This window comes from Thiosocius teredinicola (assembly GCF_002009425.1).
GTDB lineage: Bacteria > Pseudomonadota > Gammaproteobacteria > Chromatiales > Chromatiaceae > Thiosocius > Thiosocius teredinicola.
The window spans coordinates 1,677,407-1,691,980 of record NZ_CP019936.1 but is presented as its reverse complement, the minus strand read 5'-3'; the positions used below and the strand labels follow the sequence as shown (position 1 = coordinate 1,691,980).

Annotated in this window: 14 protein-coding genes; 9 read left to right on the top strand and 5 right to left on the bottom strand. The window is 59.5% G+C overall.

Annotated features, from left to right (window positions below; all coding sequences use genetic code 11):
• Positions 1 to 174 precede the first annotated feature (174 nt).
• Both glgC and B1781_RS08225 read left to right on the top strand, forming a co-directional pair.
• Positions 175 to 1,443 (top strand): glucose-1-phosphate adenylyltransferase, encoded by a 1,269-nt coding sequence (gene glgC, locus B1781_RS08230; RefSeq protein WP_078119205.1) that lies wholly within the window; start codon positions 175 to 177, stop codon positions 1,441 to 1,443.
• Positions 1,444 to 1,521: 78 nt separating this feature from the next.
• On the top strand, positions 1,522 to 2,166 hold the full coding sequence (locus B1781_RS08225) for a class I SAM-dependent methyltransferase (protein ID WP_078121977.1): 645 nt from the start codon (positions 1,522 to 1,524) through the stop codon (positions 2,164 to 2,166).
• 6 nt (positions 2,167 to 2,172) lie between these two features.
• On the opposite strand, the gene B1781_RS08220 is transcribed toward B1781_RS08225, so the two are convergent.
• The 3 genes from B1781_RS08220 to B1781_RS08210 all read right to left on the bottom strand — a co-directional run bounded on the left by B1781_RS08220 (position 2,173) and on the right by B1781_RS08210 (position 6,693).
• A complete protein-coding gene (locus tag B1781_RS08220) occupies positions 2,173 to 3,408 on the bottom strand; it encodes a phospholipase effector Tle1 domain-containing protein (protein WP_078119204.1) in 1,236 nt (411 codons plus the stop codon).
• Positions 3,409 to 3,466: 58 nt separating this feature from the next.
• On the bottom strand, positions 3,467 to 4,441 hold the full coding sequence (locus B1781_RS08215) for a transporter substrate-binding domain-containing protein (RefSeq protein WP_164513307.1): 975 nt from the start codon (positions 4,439 to 4,441) through the stop codon (positions 3,467 to 3,469).
• Between the two features lie 86 nt (positions 4,442 to 4,527).
• Complete coding sequence (locus B1781_RS08210; protein ID WP_078119202.1) at positions 4,528 to 6,693, bottom strand: PilZ domain-containing protein; 2,166 nt, start codon at positions 6,691 to 6,693, stop codon at positions 4,528 to 4,530.
• Positions 6,694 to 7,228: 535 nt separating this feature from the next.
• Between B1781_RS08210 and B1781_RS08205 the strand changes: the two genes are divergently transcribed.
• The 7 genes from B1781_RS08205 (at position 7,229) to B1781_RS08175 (ending at position 13,221) form a co-directional block, all read left to right on the top strand.
• Positions 7,229 to 7,429 carry a hypothetical protein gene (locus B1781_RS08205; protein WP_078119201.1) on the top strand — a complete coding sequence of 67 codons (201 nt, stop codon included), beginning with the start codon at positions 7,229 to 7,231 and terminating at the stop codon, positions 7,427 to 7,429.
• A 387-nt stretch (positions 7,430 to 7,816) separates the two neighbouring features.
• Entirely contained in the window at positions 7,817 to 8,515 is a 699-nt protein-coding gene (locus tag B1781_RS08200) for a MotA/TolQ/ExbB proton channel family protein (RefSeq protein ID WP_078119200.1), read from the top strand.
• On the top strand, positions 8,502 to 8,894 hold the full coding sequence (locus B1781_RS08195) for an ExbD/TolR family protein (RefSeq protein ID WP_164513306.1): 393 nt from the start codon (positions 8,502 to 8,504) through the stop codon (positions 8,892 to 8,894). The genes B1781_RS08200 and B1781_RS08195 overlap by 14 nt, the downstream gene beginning before the upstream one ends.
• Positions 8,895 to 8,896: 2 nt before the next feature.
• Complete coding sequence (locus tag B1781_RS08190) at positions 8,897 to 9,301, top strand: ExbD/TolR family protein (protein WP_078119198.1); 405 nt, start codon at positions 8,897 to 8,899, stop codon at positions 9,299 to 9,301.
• A complete protein-coding gene (locus B1781_RS08185) occupies positions 9,298 to 10,128 on the top strand; it encodes an energy transducer TonB (protein ID WP_164513305.1) in 831 nt (276 codons plus the stop codon). Before B1781_RS08190 ends, B1781_RS08185 begins: the two co-directional genes overlap by 4 nt.
• 24 nt (positions 10,129 to 10,152) lie before the next feature.
• Positions 10,153 to 12,456, top strand: coding sequence for a TonB-dependent receptor (locus tag B1781_RS08180; protein WP_078119196.1), 2,304 nt, complete (start codon positions 10,153 to 10,155; stop codon positions 12,454 to 12,456).
• Between the two features lie 81 nt (positions 12,457 to 12,537).
• A complete protein-coding gene (locus B1781_RS08175; RefSeq protein ID WP_078119195.1) occupies positions 12,538 to 13,221 on the top strand; it encodes a Fe2+-dependent dioxygenase in 684 nt (227 codons plus the stop codon).
• A gap of 174 nt (positions 13,222 to 13,395) precedes the next feature.
• Here B1781_RS08175 and B1781_RS08170 read toward each other — a convergent pair whose 3' ends face one another.
• Together B1781_RS08170 and B1781_RS08165 are read right to left on the bottom strand one after the other, a co-directional pair.
• Entirely contained in the window at positions 13,396 to 13,947 is a 552-nt protein-coding gene (locus tag B1781_RS08170; RefSeq protein ID WP_078119194.1) for a leucine-rich repeat domain-containing protein, read from the bottom strand.
• Between the two features lie 41 nt (positions 13,948 to 13,988).
• Complete coding sequence (locus B1781_RS08165) at positions 13,989 to 14,522, bottom strand: flavodoxin (RefSeq protein WP_078119193.1); 534 nt, start codon at positions 14,520 to 14,522, stop codon at positions 13,989 to 13,991.
• Between the last annotated feature and the right edge of the window lie 52 nt (positions 14,523 to 14,574).

Genomic DNA, 14,574 nt, shown 5'->3' with positions numbered 1-14,574 from the left:
GAAGATGCCGATATTTTGGCATTCGCGCACCATACCCGGGCAATGACATGCCTGACCCCAATAATAGGGATGAGACGGCAATTTCCGGATTGGTGCCGTACAACCCCGTGCAATCGAAAAAGATGCGAGCCGCTCGGGCTGCTGTTCAACGCTGGTATCGACTAAGGAATCGAAATGAATGCGCGCGACCCACGCTATCTGAATCAACTCACCCGCAATACGCTAGCGCTGGTTCTCGCCGGCGGCCGCGGGGCCAGGCTACACGAGCTGACTGAACGTCGCGCCAAGCCCGCGCTGTACTTCGGCGGCAAGTTCCGCCTGATCGATTTTCCCTTGTCGAACTGCATCAACTCCGGCATCCACCGCATCGGTGTGCTGACGCAGTACAAATCGCACTCACTGATTCGCCACCTGGTCGAAGGCTGGAGTTTCTTTCGACGCGACCTCGGTGAGTTCATCGAGATACTGCCGGCGTCGCAACGTACCACCGGCGACTGGTACAAAGGCACGGCGGATGCGATCTATCAGAACCTGGATATCGTGCGCACGCTATTGCCCAAGTATGTCTTGGTGCTATCCGGCGATCATGTCTACAAGATGGACTATGGTGCATTGCTGGCGCACCACGAAGAGAACGACGCCGACCTCACGGTGGCGTGCGTCGGCGTATCGTTGCAAGACGCCAAAGGCTTCGGCGTGATGAGCGTCGACAAAGACTTCCGCGTCCGGCAGTTCGATGAAAAACCGGATGATCCGCAACCCATGCCCGGGATGGACGACATCGCCCTCGCATCGATGGGCAACTATGTGTTCAACACCGAGTTCCTGTTCCGCAAACTCGAGGAAGACGCCAACAACGCCGACTCACGACATGATTTCGGACACGACATCATCCCGTCGATCATCGAGGAACACCGTGTTTTCGCCTACCCCTTTCTCGACAGCGAGACGGGCAGGCAACCTTACTGGCGCGATGTCGGCACGCTCGATTCGTTCTACGAGGCGAACATGGAACTGGTATCCGTGGAACCGGAACTCAACCTGTACGACAAGGAGTGGCCGATCCGCACCTATCACCTGCAGTTGCCATCGGCCAAGTTCGTGTTTCGCGATCCCGACCGCGAAGGCAAGGCGCTCGACTCCGTCGTCTCCGCCGGCTGTGTGATCTCCGGTTCGGCGGTGATCGATTCGCTGCTGTTCTCGAACGTACGTATCCATTCCTACAGCAAGATCACCGCCTCGGTGCTGCTGCCCGAGGTTGAAGTGGGTCGGCACTGCCGGATCCATCGCGCGATCATCGATCGCGGCTGCCGAATACCGCCGGGCACCGTCATCGGCGAAGACCGCGCTGCGGACGCAAAGCGCTACCGCGTGACCGACAAAGGCGTGGTGCTGGTCACCGCGTCGATGCTCGGGCAGGAAGAAACCGTCAGCCAGATGTAGCGACCTCGCCCACCGGCCGGGCTGAATTGGTCTAGACTTCAATTTGCCGTTGTGGCCTGGCGCGAAAAGGAGCTTCGCATGGAACCGGAATTCTGGATTGATTCATGGCAGGAACGGGGCAGCAAAACCAGCTTCCACCGACCGGACATTCATCCCTACGTAATCAAGCATACCCCGGCCGACTACCTGGCCGGCAAGCGCGTATTCGTGCCGTTGGCAGGGAAATCCAACGATCTCGATTGGTTTCGCCGGCACGCCGCCTACACAACCGGCGTGGAACTGGTCGACAGCCCGATACGCGAGTTCTTCGATGAACACGATCTCGCCTACAGCGTGCATGATGGGCGACGGTACAGCGTCGACAAGATGGCCTTTCTCTGCGCCGATTTGTTCCACTTGAGCAGAGACGAGGTCGGCCCGGTGGACCTGATCTACGATCGCGCCTCGCTGATCGCGTTTCCGTACGACATGCGGATGCGTTACCTCGACAAGATCGATGAGCTCTCAGACCCCGGCACACAGATCCTGCTGATAACGCTTGAGTACGAACCGCGCATGGAGACACCGCCGTTCTCGGTCACGCCCGACGAGGTCAGCGAGTACTATGCCGAGCGTTATGCAATCGAGCACATCGAATGGCCGGACGTACCCGACCACAAGATGAAGTACAAGTTCGGACTCGACTTCATTCGCGAACACGCATTCATACTGACCAGGCGCTAACAACGTCTAAGCCGTGCGCGTGAGGGTTACGCTGATCGCGCCTTCGTTGTTGCCGTACTTGGATGACATGTCGTTGGCGAACATGTAGAGATCGGCAGTCGCCTGTGGGCTGAACGACGTTTGTAGGCCGTTCAACACGATCACGTCATCGTCCTCATCGCCCAACGCAGCGACCAGTGCGAACCAGTTTGCGTCTTCGATGCGCCGAAAGCGCTCAGCAAAGCGGACGATCTCCCGCTGAATGACGGGTAGATCGTCGCTGCTCCAGCCTTCAGGCCCGCACTCGATATCGCCATCTTTCCAGCGTGCACCGTCCGCGACCTTGCATTCGTAAGTCGCGCCGGCGCGCACCCGCACGCCGCACCAGTTGTAGAGGTTTTTCGACGACACGGTACAGGTATGACTGCCCCCCACCTCCAGTTCGATCGGCTCGGCGCTGGGGTCGACTTGGTCGGCCGCCGACACCGTTCGCCTCGGGTCGCGCTTGACATCCTTGTTCGGTGAAATCGGAGCAAACCTGTCAACGCGGCTGTAGCGAGGGTGCGCCGCCTTGGTTTCGTCGAACTCGACACCGCACGACCTGGCTTTGTCCAACATCCACTGCAGGGCGATATTGGATCGGGCCTCATTGCCGTTACCGCCACCGACGTCGCTGTGTACGCCGCGGAACCAGACTTCGCGAATACCCGGGCATTTGTGCTGCGGATCGAGCCGGGTCACATTGAAGGTCTCGCGCCGTTCATCGAGCGCCATCGCGTGAAAGCAATGCTCTACACAACCATCCAGCGTGTCGATGTTCCAGCCGAGATTGATATCTTGAAAGTTGACGATGGTATCGAACGACAGGCCGAAGGAGCCGACGATATCCCAGACCCCGATGAACCTCACCTTGGCCGTCTTGTCGAAGTGATCGCCGTGTGTCCGTATCCCCTTTTCGCCGATCAGGTTGGCAAAGTGGACAGCCAACGCCGCACCGCGACTGAAGCCGACGATATCGATGACGTGGTCGCCCTGCCGCCAGTTCTCGCACAGTTCATCGTACATCTCGGCGATACGCGTGCGCCCGCCGGTTCCGAACAATCCGCCCAAGGCTGCACCGAGCTTGCCGAAGCGCGTACCGACGCCGGCAACGTACTCCACCTGTGTACCCTTGTAGAGTTCAGTGAAACGCACGACGTTGGTATCGACCTCGGGTTCATCCTCGTCGGAGTTCCAGGTTCCATCGAAAGCATAGAGCGCCATGTTGTGTACCTCGTCAGCACAGGGGCAAAGAGCCGGTCAACCGAATGCCGGCCTGTTGTTATCGAATATTAAAATGCGCGGGTCGGCCCCCACAGTCGCGCCGCTCCAATGGCGGGAAACCGGACTCACCCAGCACATCCCCGACCGGGATACGCTGCAAACGAAACATGGACTGCAACGCCTTGCTGAAGCGCTTGTTGGGAAAGCTCTGCGCAAGTACGTTGAATATATTGCGGCGCGAACGGTTGCTTTCCCAGTCGAACAGTTCGGTCAGCACCAGGTTGGCGATATACAGCAAGCCTCTGCTGTCGCGGTTGATACCGATGGCATACGGCTCGAACGTGTAGTAGTGCTCGGAAACCTTGAGGTCGAGCCGTTGCCCACCCGGGTTATCCCGCTCGGTTGCAGCGGCCTTCTGCTTGAGCGCCAACAATATCTCGCGATCCGCAAGATAGGCATCGATTTCGCCGCTGCGCAGCAGGTCCAACGCTTCGCCGTGCTGCTTGGTATAGCTGACGGCGAACCGGTTCGATGCCGGCAGCGGCATCTCCGAGCGCAACTGGAACTCGCCGGCAATTCGCCGCACCTCGATGTCGGTCGTCGTATGCTGCAAGACCCCGATGACAAACTCATCGTTCTGCACATCATCGTCTTCGGACTCGACATTCACGCGATACATCAAAGACGCACCGCTCAGAAAGGTAAACAGGCTGAAGTCGGCGATGCGCTGTCGGGCCAGCGTTACCGTGGTGGCGCCACACAGCATATCGATGCTGCCATCGCCGAGCTTGGCGAAACGGTTGGCGGTATCGACCTGCTCATACCGCGCACCACAGAATACGCCCATCGATATCGCTCTTTGCGCGATCATCTGACACAGGCTCACGGAATAACCCGTGTACCGCTGATTTCGGTCCAGCGCAGAGAACGGCGCTGCATCGGCACGCACGCCCATGACGAGAATACCGTCGTCGGAGCCGTCATCCGCCAGGGCGGACAGCACCTGCACGACAAGCAGCAGGCCAAACAGCAAACCGCGAGCTACATGTCTTTCATGCCAACTGGTTCTTTCTCCGACGGACATCCTTGTGATCACCGCTTGCTTCCCCTTGCCGGCTTTCATGCCGCATCCTTGATGTAGCCGACATAGAACCTGTGCTCATCCCGCGCGTCCCGGCGAAGGACCTGGGCGGCTTGCGGCGGAAACGGCGGTATCGAGATCTGTCCCCGGCTACCGACAGCCAGATCTTCTTTTGACACCAGTTCGGCGCCGTTGTCGGAGATCGTCACGGTACGAACCCTGAGCTTGCGCCGTTCGTCGCTCCATTCCGCATGCGATCGATACTTCTTACGATTTCGACGCTTCTCGGTCTCCCCCTTCAGATCGAGTATCTGTACGTTGGTCTCGGCCCTCACCCATTCGCACAGGATCAAGCCAAGTGCCAGCCCGAGAAAGGTGTTGGTCAGGCCCACGTAGGCGCCATACAGCAGCATTTTCGGTTGCGACAGGTCATAGCTCTGGTGATAGAGAAGCAACAGGACAAAGAATGCGGTCGCACCCGTCGCCGCTGCCTGGGCAACCAGCATCCGCATACGCGGCATCTCGTCGAAGCTGCGCCTCTGGCTGCGCATCAACTGCCGATGACGTTCCTGCTGCGTGTACACGGCCGCGAAAAACGCTGTCACGCCGGGGACCAGCGCCCACCACCAGCCCGTGACCAGCTGGTTGAAGTTTCCTGACGAGGCAAACAACACAGCGAACAGCAACACGTTCAACGACACGCCGAACAACGCCGACCAACTGGCCTCAGCGGTGAGATCGCTACGCGATGGAAAGCGCGGCTTGCCGATCTGCATGCGTTCTCTTTTCGCGGCGAACGAGCGCTGCACCGTGTAGCCGGCGATGATCGCCACCAGATGCATGCAACTGACGACAACCGACCACCACACCATTTGGTTGACGTCTTCGGGTACATGGGGTGGCAACTCGCCACTCACCTTGTCGAGAAGCAGTCGATACGCCATCGACGCGCTGAAGACGATACCCAGCGTACCGAATGCGATCCAGGTAACGGTTTCCCAATTCAGCTGCAGCGGAATCTGACCCTTGAGATTGAAACCGAAAGCCTCGAACATCTCGGCGCGATGGGTGGGCGTGCGGCCGACGGCCAGGATGCTGCAGACCAACAACTGCAGGATATCGCGCCACACCGCGTTCACGTCGCGTTCGATCTCGCTGTGCTGCGCCCCGAAATATTTGTCACGCAACGCGTTCTGCTTTTTCTGATCAAGCTTGCGCAACCACCCCTCCGCGTCGCGCAAGGTCAGCGTGACGTTGGGCGGTGTCTCCACACCTTCATCGTCCAGATGTTGCTGAACATCCTGAATGCGTTCGCGGATTCGGCTGCGCAGCGCAACGACGCGTGATTCGATGTCTTCGAACTCGTGCGCATAGCGCACCGACAGGTTCGAAAACACCGGCTTGCTCCAATAGCGTTGAAGCTGGGTATAGATGTACTCGACCCGAGCATACACGAGCCAATAGCCCTGGTTGTCGGCGTGGTTGATGAAATCCTGTGTACCGAGCATCCTGCCCGACTGCTCGATCGCCGACCTGGCGACTTCCTTTTCTGCGCTGAAGCTGCTGTCGTTCGAGCTGAAGCTTTCGATCAGATCGCGTGCCTGGGTAGGCACCGCCGCACGCTCCTGCAATTGCAGGCGAAAGCGCCGTTCGAAATCCGAAAACGGTCGCGTGCCGGCCCACAGCACCGTGACCAGCACGACGGCATACGGTGCCAGGTCGGCCGGTGTGCTGACATCGGCAGCAGCGAACCGGGATTCGTCGAAGAACAGGTCGACCAACGATTGGGTTTCTGCGAGGCCGACGACCGGCGCCTGCAGTTCGTTCGAAGCCCGCAAGAACGAGCCGGCGACCTCGTAGATCAGGTCGGGAAAGAAGACGATGACGGTATACGCCGCCGCCATAAGCAGCCCGTAGGTACAGTTCCAACCGAGGAATCTCAACCAGGTGGTGAAGTGCCGGACAGGACGTGGACGAAAGCCGGCCGGCGCCTCTCCCTCGCCCGCCCATTCATTGAACTTGAACCAGTAGAAAACGAAAACGATGATCTCGCCGACGATCAGCGTCAATCCCAGGACATCGTCGGTACCCGTATCGCCGGATGGCTGATACCCCACCGCCTGAGTGCCGATAAAATCGGGATCACTGGCAAGCTTCCATACGAGATAAGCGCCAAGCGCTCCAAGTATGACGATCGCGCGCATGTTTCGTTCTCCGTGACTTCCAATGTCGTGCGCTGGAACTCCTCCGGGCGACATACCTCTGTGCCCGCGCTGTCGGCAATCTGCGATGCGTGTCGTTCAAGCGATGTAAAGCACGCCGTACCGGTGACCGACCAAGCACCTGAAACAGTCACTACGTAGATTGCCGGACCTTATTAAAGATATAGACCCGAATTTTCGCCTTTGCATCATTTCACATGAACACAGCAGCATCGGTATCACCTCAGATCGCCCGCATTCCGGTCGGCTATCGACGGCGAAATCGGCACTGATCAAACGCAGCGGTCGCCGTACTCGGTGCCCGGCGCGGCCACCCGGGGCACCGCGCAACCACTGGTATTGGGTACCCCACCCCCGGGCCAGACGCAGCCTCAGGCCGGCCCGAAACCCTTACGTTTTTTGCTATTAATGCGAATGATTTGCAACCGCGTTCGCATCTTTGTATAGTCCGGCAAGGGCGCGCCGTCTGGCGCGTGACCGTGGCATTTGTATTTGGTCGACAGAAACGGAGCTGCAAATGGGTTCGCCCACGGCGTCGCATAACGAGGTATTGGAAAAGCTCACGTCGCTGTATCGCGACGTCTGCGCGCACGATGGCTACGGCGATATCCGGGTTGAGGTGCGCCTGCTTCGGCGCGGCCAGAAAGAGGTGATCCTGCACTGCGGCAAGCAATACCGCTACGTCGTCGATTTCGACGCCGCGCACCCTGCAGGTTGATCGGGCGAACCGACGCACACCACGACGAACATCGCCGATGACAGCGAGGGGCTGAATCGGTAAGGCAGGCAAACCAGATACGTGCCCGCCGACGAACAACGAAGAGATGCCGCGGCACGGCATGTCCCCTATCGGGCGGGGAATGCGGTGCACGAACAACGAGAGCTGTAACGATGCCTTACCCCTCGATCGCCCGCCTCCAACGCGCCACCAGTTCGCTTCTTGCCGCGAACGCTCGACCACCATCGAACGCTTGCCATACGACCGGCACGCGCCATGCCGTCCGCCACCTTCGATATCCGCATACCTGACTGATCCCGGCTGCCCGACAAGGGCATGCCTCTTCGGTGTCGATGAACTTTTCCATTCGCGTGTGGATACCCGCTTATGAACAACGAAATTGTTGAACAGACTGTTGCCTTCTTGAACGTCGGTGGTCCGGTGGTTTGGGTACACCTGCTGATGTCGATCCTGTTGGTCACACTGCTGCTGATGAAACTGTGGCAGTTCAGCGCCGGCGGCCTGTTCTCGCCGTTTGCCCGCGCACGCGCAGACCGTGCGGTCGGGCTTTGGGAATCCGGCGATGCCGACGCGGCAATCGATGAGATAGCTCGCGCTCGCGATGCGCAAAGCCGCATCCTCGTGCTGTCTGCACGCCACCTGAAAGATGGCAGCCTGCGTGGTCAGGCCTTGATCGACGAGATCGGTCGCGAGGCGAGCAAGATACTGGGACAGTTGCGTTCGCAACTGCGCAGTATCGAACTGATCGCCAGCCTCGCTCCCTTGCTCGGACTGCTGGGTACGGTGCTCGGCATGATCGAGGCGTTTCAGGCGATGGAGGCCGCAGGTCGCCAGGTCGATCCCGGCACCTTGTCCGGAGGTATCTGGAAAGCACTGCTGACCACGGCCGTCGGTCTGATCGTGGCAGTACCGGCCATCGTCACGCACAACTGGCTGGAGCGCCGAATCGATCGTTTCAACGCCGGTCTGAACGACCGCTTCGGTCGGATGCTGACGGCCGCGCGCCTGGCACCTGCGGATGGCCACGACGCCCAGCCGCTGGAGCTGCACCGTGCTCGCGCATAACGAGCGACGGCCGACGCTGCACGTGCCGCTCACTCCGTTGATCGACGTGGTCTTCATCATGTTGTTGTTCTTCATGCTGTCGTCGACCTTCGTGCGCTACCAGCAGATCGGCTTCGCGTCGGCCAGCACGGGGTCGGTCGAACAGGTGCCCGATACGCGCAGTGTACTGGTCGCGGCCGACGGCTCTTTCGACGCGGATGGGCAACGCCATGTGCCGGGCACTGCACTAACCGACGCCTTGTTTGCCGACTGGAAACGTAGCGATGCCAACGTGGTGGTCACCGCGCACGCCGATACGCCCGTGCAGACCCTGATCAGGGTGCTCGACAGCCTGCGAGCAGCCGGCATAGCCAACCTCAAACTCAGCGAGTCGTACTGATCGTGCTGCCCGGGACCGCAGCGCCGCACAAACGGCGCAGTGACGACGATGCCTTGATCCCGATGATCAACATCGTCTTTCTGTTGCTGGTGTTCTTCATGATCGCCGGCCAGATCAACGCCTACACCGAAGACGAACTGAACGTACCCGGCTCAACCAGCGATGAAGCGCTGGTCGTGACCGCAATCGACATCAGCATCGACGCGACCGGCGTGATGCGCGTCAATGGCGAGATCGTCGCCGCTGAACTCGACCCACTGCTCGACACGCTTGAGCCGGACGAGAACACCGCTGTGGTATGCCGTGTTCATCAGGCCCTGCCCGCTTCGGCGCTCGACCCGGTGCTGCGCACGGTGCGCCGGCTCGGTATCACACAGCTGCGGATTGCGACGGAGACGATCGAGTGACACCGAACAAAGGTCACTGGATGTCTGCGTTGCTGCTCGCCGGTTTGCTGCATGCGGCGATAGCGGCGGCCTGGTTCAACCGCCCGCACGACGACGGCGCGATGGACGCCGGGGTCGGCGGTATTCAGGTCAGTGTCGGTCTCGCTGGCCGCTACACGCCAACGCCACAACCGGTCGAACCGGCACCTGAAGAGACGGTTAATGATGAAGCCCCGGTCGAACCTGCCGAGCAGGAGACGCCGGTAGAACCGACGCCGGAAACAGAACCGGCGACCGAGGTGGTTCAGCAGACCGAACCCGAGCCGGTTGAGAAGGCAGTCGATAAGCCCATCGCACCCAAGCCTGTCGTACCCAAGAAGCCGACCAGGCCCAAGCAGGTGACGAAACGCATAGCGCCGGCGAAACCCAAATCGCCTGCCCCGGCACCCACACCACCCATCAAACAACAGACCGTCGCCGATAACACGACGGCACGCCGACCCTCTACCCAAGCGACGGGCACCGGTCAGCAACTCGAAACCGGCGGCGATCCTGCCGCACGTCAGGGGTATTACGCACAAGTGATGGCGCAGATCGCGCGTCATAAACGTTATCCCCGTTCTGCCAGGCGCGAAGGCGCTACCGGCGTTGCCACGGTGACTTTCGTCATTGCGGCCGACGGCAGCCTTCAAACCCAGCTGTTGAAACGCAGCTCGGGAGACGAACGCCTGGATAAGGAAGCTCTCGCGATGCTGAAACGAGCGAGCCCATTCCCCCCGATACCAAAAGCCATAGGGGACGGCCCGCTCAAACTCACGCTACCGATCGAATTTTCGTTGCATCGGTAGCGCCATAGTTAACGGAGAGATTCCATGCTGAACCAGAAAAACCAAGGGACCCCGCTGTCGTTGCGACGACCGCGCAAAGACAGTGCGCCGACCCTGAGCTCGCTGGCATTGGCGATATCCAGCTCACTCAGTGCCGGCATCGCGCACTCGGCCGATGCCAATCCAGCCACGGACGCAACGCTCGATAAGTTGACCGTCGAAGAAAAAGTCGAAGCCGAAAAGAATCCGCATGCTGAACCCGGTGCGCCGTACAAGGTGAATACCCTGTCGTCGCCCAAGTACACCCGGCCAATCAGCGAAACACCCAAGACGGTTACCGTGATCCCGAAAGAGGCGATCGAGGATTCGGGCAATACCGATCTGGCCGACGTGCTACGTGCCCAACCGGGCATCACCATCGGTACCGGTGAAGGCGGTAATGCCTTCGGCGACCGTTACATCATTCGCGGTTTCGAGGCGCGCAACGACGTGTTCGTCGATGGCCTGCGTGACCCGGGCGTGACCACGCGCGAAACCTTCGCCGTCGAACAGATCGAGATCTCGAAAGGCCCGAGCTCGAGCTTCGCTGGCCGCGGCACCACCGGTGGCGCGATCAACAACGTGACCAAAAAGCCCAGCGACTTCGACTTCACCCGTGCGCAGATCAGCGTCGGCACCGACAACAAGCAACGCTACACCATCGACAACAACTTCGTGCTCAATCGCGATATCGCGATCCGCACCAACCTGTTGTACGCGGACCGCGACGTGCCGGATCGCGGTTGGGCCAGCGAAGAGCGCAAGGGCGCGGCGGTGGCCGTCGACTGGTGGGCGACCGACAAGCTCAAGTTCGTTGCCGACTACTACTACCTGCGTGGAGAGGATGTGCCCGATGGCGGCGTACCTTGGGACTCGGTGGAGGGTGAGCCGGTCTCCGGCAGTAAGTTCTACGGCCAAAAGGGGCGTGACTTCTGGGATACCGGATCGGATATCGCGACCCTGTCGGCCGAGTACCACTTTACCGATGCCTTCAAGGTCACCAACCAGACACGTCACGGCAAGACGACCAACGAATACGTTGTGACCATCCCTGGGCTTAGGTCCGGCGCCGTTCCCGGCGGCACGCCGATCGGCGTCAGCACCCCCGGCGTTTTCGTCGCCGCATCGTCGCAGAACCGCAACCAGGAAAACACCTACCTCGGCAACCAGACCAACTTTCAGTGGGACACCGAGCTGGCCGACATGCGACACACCTTCGTGTTCGGTTTCGAGTTCTCCAAGGAAGAGGCCGAAAACCTGCCGTATTCCGACTCGCTGCGTTCGCCCAACGCGGGCGACCCCAACAACCCGAACAACTACGCCTGGCTTCAGGGCGGCGGCACACTGGTACCCAATACCGACAGATACGCCGAGCTGGAGGTCAAGACCCGCTCACTCTGGTTGATGGACACGGTCACGATCAACGACGACTGGGAGGTGTTCGCCGGGCTGCGCCACGACTCGTTCGACTACCGCGTGAACTCCGGTCCGACCGCCTACACCGGTGGCACGGATGGCGAAGTCACCAACGACGAATCATTCCTCAACGGCCACTTCGGTGTAACCTACTCGCCTTGGGCCAACGGCAACGTCTACTTGGCCTACAGCACCTCGTCGAACCCAACGGGCGAGCAGTTCGATGCCTTTACCAACTGCGCCTATGGTGGTTTGTGTGAAGACGCCAACGGCGAGTTCCCTTCACCCGAGAAGAACACCAACATCGAGATCGGCACCAAGTGGGAGCTGATGGATCACAAGTTGTTGTTCACCGCAGCCGTGTTCCAGGTGACCAAAGAGGATGTGATCTCATCCTCCGGCGGGCGCGGTGCGCCGGTGGTGTTGACCCAGGTCGGCGAGATGCGGGTGCGCGGCCTCGAACTGGGCCTGACCGGCAACATCACACCCAAGCTCAGCCTGTTCGCTGGGGCGACCTTCATGGACACCGAGATCACCGAGTCGGATGACCCGGACGAGATCGGCGACCCGTTCCCGAATACCGCGGAAACCAGTGCCAACGTGCAGCTGCGCTACCAGGCGACACCGGAGTGGGCCATTGGCGGCACCGTCACCTACACCGGCGAGATATCGGGTGGAACGCCCAATGGCGCGCCGACCGATAACACCATCGATGCCAATACGCGGCTTGACCTGATGACCGAATACGCGTTCAGCAAGAACCTGAAGGCACGGGTCAATGTGCTCAACGTGACCGATGAAGAGTACTACGACGCCCTGTATCGCTCAGGTGCACCATTCACCTATATCGGCGAAGGTCGCTCAGCCACATTGACGCTGGACTACACCTTCTAAGGCCGCCCCACGTCGAACGATTTGGAGCCTTGACGTCTCCGGGCCTCTGTCCGGAGGCGTCCTTTTATTGAGAGAACGCCCATGCTGACCGTTGTCGAGAACGTATTCACCAAACAGGAAGTGGCCGACATCCGTCAACAAATGGACCAAGCCGCGTGGGTCGACGGCAAGGTTACCGCGGGCACACAATCCGGGGCCGTCAAAACCAATCGACAACTACCGGAAGATTCAGCGACCGCACGAGCGATCGGAGATCGCATTCTGGATGCCTTGGCAGGGCACCCGACCTTTATCTCGGCAGCCTTGCCGGCAAAGATATTTCCACCCCTATTCAACCGCTACGGCGGCGGCGAGTCTTTCGGTCTGCATGTCGACAATGCCATCCGTGCGATCCCCGGCTCGATCGTCCGCATCCGTACCGACCTGTCGGCTACATTGTTTTTCAGCGAACCCGACGAGTACGACGGTGGCGAACTGCTGATCGAGGACAACTACGGTTGCCAATCGGTGAAACTGCCGGCCGGCGATATGATCCTCTACCCTTCGACCAGCCTGCACCAGGTAACACCCGTCAACCGTGGTGAACGCATCAGCTCATTCTTCTGGATGCAGAGCATGGTGCGCGACAACCAGCAGCGCGCAATGCTGCACGACCTGGACCATTCGATACAGTCATTGACTGCATCGCTTGGCGACAACCACGATGATGTCCTGCGGCTGAGCGGGCTGTATCACAACCTGGTGAGACAGTGGGCCGACACGTGAATCATTGAAGCTATCTGCCAAACCATCATCGGCATCACAAACTGCGGTTTAACTACGACAATCGCCGTTAGATCGTGCTCGGCGTTCTTGCCACTAGTCGCAATCGCTCCACCCGGCATGAACACCGGGCGAACGGCGCAAGCATTTGGCGTCGTCGGTGTTGCCCCTCAAGCCTTAAAGATGAACCTGAATGTCGCCGAGCTCCTGGATGGCGGCCTTGGTTTCATCGCTTAGCGGGTTCTTCTGCAGATCCAGTTTCTCCAGCTTTGCGTTGGCCGACAGATCAAGCTCCGACAGCTCATTACCGCTCAGACGAAGATCGAGCAACTCGGGATTCTTGCTGACGTCGAGGCTTTCGAGGTCGTTCTTGTCTGCGCACAGGGTTTCCAGCATCGGGCTGTTGCCGACGTTCAGCTCTTCAAGCTGATTGATGAACACCTCGATGTAAGTCAGCTCAGTACAACCGCTGATATCCAACATCTCGAGCTCATTATTCCCAACAAACAATTCTTCAAGCTTGGTGTTTTTCGCCAGGTCCAGTGCACCGAGTTCATTGCGCGTCAGGTCCAACAATTTCAGATTGCACAGATGCTCGACGCCCGCCGCACTCGTGATCTTCTGTTTGCGGCAAACGAGTTCGGTAATGTCTTCGGCGTTCTCGCACCCGGTGGCCAGCACACAGGCTTTGAACGCGTCGTCTTCAAAGGCGATGTCAGTCAGTTTCATCTTCGATTACCCGTCCCTACTCGTTCATACCCGTCACGCGATCAAGCCGCTTCGGCTTCGGTGGCGGCTGCCAGCAACGCCGGCTTAATCTGCGCCACCCAGGCTTCGACACGCTCTTTGGTTTGGCCCGATTGATTGTCCTGGTCGATCACCAGGCCACAGAACTGGTCGTCGACTTCGGCTGCCGAAATCTCATACTCATAGCCTTCGGTCGGCCAGAAACCGATGAACGAAGCACCCAGCGAATCGAGCTTTTCGTACAACAGGCCAAGCCCGTCGACAAACTCGTGCGAGTACTCTTCCTGGTCACCCAGGCCGAACAAGGCAACGGTCTTGCCATTGAAATCGACATTGTCGAGCTGCGGCAGGAAGGCCTCCCAGTTCTCGGGCAATTCACCATCGCCGAGCGTGGGCGTACCGAGGATGAAGGCGGAATATGCCTCGAAGTCGGCCGGCTCGAGTTTGGTGACATTCTTCATGTCGATATCGCCGTCGTCGAACAGCTTGTTGATCAGCTTGGCGACCTTGCGGGTGTTGCCGGTATCGGTATCGTAGAAAAGACCTATCTTTGCCATCTTGATCTCCCACCAGATGCGTCCTGTCGGGTACTCGCCAAAACCAGGCGAC

Excerpts from the sequence above, each read along its gene's own strand:
- glgC (WP_078119205.1), top strand. The coding sequence starts at position 175 with ATGAATGCGCGCGACCCACGCTATCTGAATCAACTCACCCGCAATACG.
- B1781_RS08225 (WP_078121977.1), top strand. The coding sequence starts at position 1,522 with ATGGAACCGGAATTCTGGATTGATTCATGGCAGGAACGGGGCAGCAAA.
- B1781_RS08220 (WP_078119204.1), bottom strand. The coding sequence starts at position 3,408 with ATGGCGCTCTATGCTTTCGATGGAACCTGGAACTCCGACGAGGATGAA.
- B1781_RS08210 (WP_078119202.1), bottom strand. The coding sequence starts at position 6,693 with ATGCGCGCGATCGTCATACTTGGAGCGCTTGGCGCTTATCTCGTATGG.
- B1781_RS08205 (WP_078119201.1), top strand. The coding sequence starts at position 7,229 with ATGGGTTCGCCCACGGCGTCGCATAACGAGGTATTGGAAAAGCTCACG.
- B1781_RS08200 (WP_078119200.1), top strand. The coding sequence starts at position 7,817 with ATGAACAACGAAATTGTTGAACAGACTGTTGCCTTCTTGAACGTCGGT.
- B1781_RS08180 (WP_078119196.1), top strand. The coding sequence starts at position 10,153 with ATGCTGAACCAGAAAAACCAAGGGACCCCGCTGTCGTTGCGACGACCG.
- B1781_RS08175 (WP_078119195.1), top strand. The coding sequence starts at position 12,538 with ATGCTGACCGTTGTCGAGAACGTATTCACCAAACAGGAAGTGGCCGAC.
- B1781_RS08170 (WP_078119194.1), bottom strand. The coding sequence starts at position 13,947 with ATGAAACTGACTGACATCGCCTTTGAAGACGACGCGTTCAAAGCCTGT.
- B1781_RS08165 (WP_078119193.1), bottom strand. The coding sequence starts at position 14,522 with ATGGCAAAGATAGGTCTTTTCTACGATACCGATACCGGCAACACCCGC.